Origin of the sequence: Streptomyces sp. UNOB3_S3, from assembly GCF_020740895.1 — a bacterium.
Taxonomy (GTDB): domain Bacteria; phylum Actinomycetota; class Actinomycetes; order Streptomycetales; family Streptomycetaceae; genus Streptomyces.
Map to the genome: position 1 here is coordinate 1 of NZ_JAILXP010000500.1, position 4201 is coordinate 4201.

General features: G+C 74.0%; 4 protein-coding genes. 2 read left to right on the plus strand and 2 right to left on the minus strand.

Translation table 11 applies throughout. The annotated features are described in order from the left end of the window. The first annotated feature begins 249 nt into the window (after positions 1-249). Positions 250-1101, plus strand: a complete 852-nt coding sequence (locus K6I33_RS32520; protein WP_229358198.1) for a (2Fe-2S)-binding protein — start codon at positions 250-252, stop codon at positions 1099-1101. 186 nt (positions 1102-1287) lie between these two features. Beyond that, positions 1288-2346 carry a DUF2637 domain-containing protein gene (locus K6I33_RS32525; protein WP_229358200.1) on the plus strand — a complete coding sequence of 353 codons (1059 nt, stop codon included), beginning with the start codon at positions 1288-1290 and terminating at the stop codon, positions 2344-2346. Positions 2347-2412: 66 nt separating this feature from the next. Here K6I33_RS32525 and K6I33_RS32530 read toward each other — a convergent pair whose 3' ends face one another. Together K6I33_RS32530 and K6I33_RS32535 are read right to left on the minus strand one after the other, a co-directional pair. Further along, a complete protein-coding gene (locus tag K6I33_RS32530; protein WP_229358201.1) occupies positions 2413-2910 on the minus strand; it encodes an ATP-binding protein in 498 nt (165 codons plus the stop codon). Positions 2911-3206: 296 nt separating this feature from the next. Beyond that, on the minus strand, positions 3207-4201 hold a 995-nt coding region (locus tag K6I33_RS32535; protein WP_374286421.1), incomplete at its 5' end, for a protein phosphatase 2C domain-containing protein.

Genomic DNA, 4201 nt, shown 5'->3' on the forward strand with positions numbered 1-4201 from the left:
GGGCGGGTACCGGGGGCGTAGGCGTACTCGCTCTCGTCATGGGTGTGCTCCCCGCGCGCGCTCGGCGTGGCCTGCGCGGGTACACCGGTATACGGCCGCGATACTGCGCTGTGGGGTCTGCCCTGCTCCATTGAGGTCCTCCTGGTGTCCCATCGGAACCATAGGCGGCGAATCCGGCAGTTCAAACCCCGATACGGCTGGGTAAGGTTAGGCTTACCTGTTTACGATCGGGATTCGGTGGTCCCCTCGATGTCCGCTGCTTCGGCTGCACCTCTCTCTTCCGCCCCGCCCGTCTCACCCGTCGCGGATGCATACGCCCGGCTGACGGAGGCCCTTCCCGCGATCACCGTCCTGTGCGAGCCGCCCCGCCGGGGCGAGGGCTGGGCGACGGCCGCGGAGCTCGCCGCCGGCGGCCCGGCGCTGGACGCGTTCCTCGCATGGGACGAGGCGCAGGTACTGCGCGAGTACGGGCGAGAACCCCGCCCGGACGTCGTCGCGAGCTTCGGGCTGCACCGCTACGCCTGGCACGTGTGCCTGCTGTTCACCCTCCCGTGGTTCCTCCACCGCCGGGTGCCCCGGCTGCCGGTGGAGGCGGTGTCCCTGCACCGCGCCTCGGGACGGATCACGGCGGACGTCACGGTGTTCGCCTGCCTGCCGGGCGACCCGGCGGCCGGACGGCCCGGCGCCGTGCCCGTGGCGGACGAGGAGGCGCTGCGCGCCGAGCTGCGCTCGGCCGTCGCGGCCCATCTCCAGCCGCTGCTCACGGCGTTGGGGCCGCGCATGCGGCGCGGCGGGCGCGCCCTGTGGGGCATGGTGACGGACGAGACCGCCGAGGGGCTGTGGCACGTGGGGCGGCTGCTGGGGGAGGAGCACCGGGCCCGCCGCGAGCTGGAACTGCTGCTCCCGGGGGACACCGCCCCGTACGTCGGCGACGCGGCCTTCCGCGAACTGACCGGCCCCGGGGGCGGGAAGCTGCTCACCCGCGACCGGGCGAGCTGCTGCTTCTTCTACACCCTCCGCCCCGAGGACTCGTGTACGACATGCCCACGGACCGTCGACGCCGTCCGCATCGAGCGGCTGTCAGCCGACCGAATTGACTAAGCCACTCGATCGAGTGGATTGGTTAGAACTCAATTCACCTTTCGCTGGCGGGCGTTCGAATTCATTCGTCGCTCTCCGTATATCCTTGCCGTCCATTGGCGGTGAGTTGCCGCGAAACCCCTTGGCATCCGGCGCGGGTCCGTCAGGATGGCGCGCGAAACGCCGTACTGCATGCAAGGGACGAAGATGAGAGTGACCGACATACCGCTGAATTGGGCGCTCCCCAGTGCCGTTGCGCTCATCGGGGCAGTGGTGGCGGTGACGGTGTACACGCGCGGCCGGAACACCGGCCGGGAGGACGGGGCCGCCGGCACGGACTCCTGGGAGCGCAGCGAGGAGCGCAGACGCCGTAAGGAAGCCCTCTACGGCAGCGCCTCGTACGTACTCCTCTTCTGCTGCGCCGCGGTCGCCGCGGCCCTCTCCTTCCATGGCCTGGTCGGCTTCGGGCAGCAGAACCTGGGGCTGACGGACGGCTGGGAGTACCTGGTGCCCTTCGGTCTCGACGGGGCCGCCATGTTCTGCTCGGTGCTGGCGGTGCGCGAGGCGAGCCACGGCGACGCCGCGCTGGGCTCCCGGCTGCTGGTGTGGACGTTCGCGAGCGCGGCCGCCTGGTTCAACTGGGTGCACGCGCCGCGCGGGCTGGACCACGCGGGGGCTCCGCAGTTCTTCGCCGGCATGTCGCTGTCGGCGGCCGTGCTCTTCGACCGGGCGCTCAAGCAGACCCGCCGCGCGGCGCTGCGCGAGCAGGGCCTGGTGCCCCGCCCGCTGCCGCAGATCCGGATAGTGCGCTGGCTGCGGGCGCCCCGGGAGACGTTCGGCGCCTGGTCGCTGATGCTCCTGGAGGGCGTGCGCTCGCTGGACGAGGCCGTGGAGGAGGTCCGTGAGGACAAGCGTCAGCAGGCCCAGCACCGGATGCGCCGCCGGGAGGCCGGCAAGCTGGAGCGCGCCCGGCTGAAGGCCTACAACCGGCAGCACCGGATGTGGCCCCGGGTGCGTGGCGGACGGCAGGTCGAGGTGACCGGCCCGGCCGTGCCGGCCGCCGCGCAACCCGCCCAGATCGGCTCACAGGCCGGGGCGGAGCCCTCCATAGTCGAGCCGGGGCAGCTTCCGGTACGCTCCCGCCCGCTCCAGTCGGTGGACAGGCCCGTTCCCATCGATCTCACCGCGGAGGACGACACGCAGGCCATCCCGAGACTCGACTCACTGGAGGAGAAACTCGCCCAGATCGAGCGGCAGTTCGGCTGACGAAGCCGGCACCTCCGACCGCCGTACCGACGGCCCTGGAGCCCTGAACCGCCTCATGGAGGCGGCTCAGGGCTCTTGCGCGTCCAGCTCGAACCAGACGGACTTGCCCACGCCGTGGGTCCGCACCCCCCAGCCGTCCGCGAGGGCGTGGACGAGCAGCAGACCCCGCCCGGAGGTGGCCGCCGTGTCGACGCCCCGCTCCGCCGTGCCGCCCCGCTCGCCGCTCCGGCCCGGGGGGCCGACGGCGGGCGCCCGCAGCGTCGGATGCCGGGAGAGGAAGTCCCGCACCTCCACGCGCAGCCGGCCCTTGACGGACGCGGCCGGACCGCCGGTGAGACGGGCGGTGACCACGGCCCCGCCGTCGGTGTGCACCAGGGCGTTGGTGACCAGTTCGCTCACCAGCAGCTCGGCGGTGTCGGCCCGGCCGGGGGCGCCCCAGCGGGCGAGCAGCGCGCGCAGCCCGGCGCGGACGTCGTGGACGGCCGCCAGATCCTTGCCCCGCAGTCTTCTCTCCCAGTGCGGCGCCGGGGCCGCCGCACCGGATTCACCGGATCCCTCCGTCACGGTGCCTTCCGCGGACCCTCCCCTGCCCTCGCGCCGTTCCGCGCCCGTCCAGTGTGCAGTCCGCCTTTTCATCCCTCGCCGACCCGACCCCTCCCCGGCGCCCCGGCCTCGAACACGCTCACGGCAAATGCATGCCCAGAGGCCGTCGATTCGACGCCTGTTGACGTATCAACATGGTTATACGACCGGAATCCCGGAACCTCTTGTGCCCAGCACGCGATGCTGCGTGGAGGAGGCCGGGCGGCCGTGCGGCGCGGAGTCGGACGCCGATGGTTCCGCCCCCGGTTCGCGGGCCGCTAGCCCTCCCAGACCGCGCAGGCCGTACGGTCGTCGGCGTACCCCTTCACCCTCAGCTGGACGTCCGCGAGGAACTCGGCCAGCCCCGGCGGCTCCGGCCGCGCCCACCGCTCGGCCAGGCGCACGCCCAGCTCCGCCTCGCCGCGCAGCGGGTCGGCCAGGCCCGCGCTGCACAGCAGCAGGGCGTCCCCGGGCCGGGCGATCGAGGCACGGAAACGGAAGGGCTCGGAGGGCACTTCGGCGGGGTCGATGACGGGCGCGGTGCCGGGCGTGGGGATGCCGAGGTCCACGGTGATCCGGTCGGCGACGTCATAGCCCGCCAGCGGCTCGGCCTCCGCCTCCGCGGCGGGCTCCCGGGGCTCCGGGTCCAGGTCCTGCCAGGCGCCCTCGCGCAGCCGGAAGAGCCCGCCCGGCCCCACACCGAAGAACACCCGCGTCCGGCAGCGCACGTCCACGGGGAGGAGCAGACAGCGCAGGCCCGCCGTGTACTCGGTCGGCCGCAGGCCCAGTTCGGCCGCGCGGACGCGCAGCCGCCCGTACGTACGGTCCGTCAGCCGGTGCAGCCCGGACTTGAGCTCGTCGCGGCGGCCCGCGTGGATGTCCTCGACCAGCCGGGCGTGGCTGCGCCCGACCGCGCCGCCCAGCCAGGCGCAGAGCTCCCGCGCCGCCCGGTGGGCGCCCTCCGCCGCGCGGGCCCCGCTCGCCATGGCGACGAGCAGCAGCGCGTCGTCGCCCGCGCCGAAGCGCGCGGTCAGCAGGGCGTCCCGGCGCGGCTCGCCGCGATAACGGGCGGAGTCCCCGCGCAGCGAGCCGGCCCGCAGCGTCATCGCCCCGTACCGGGCGCCGTCCAGCACGGTGTCGGGCACGAGGTCCTCCAGCCCGCCGGGGTCGGCGGGCGGCCAGGAGGTCGGCTCGGCCTCGTAGGTCGGCGGCCGCCGCCCCACGTACTCGGGAGTGCGCAGCCGCGCGCCGTTCCGGCGGGGGGATCCGGCGA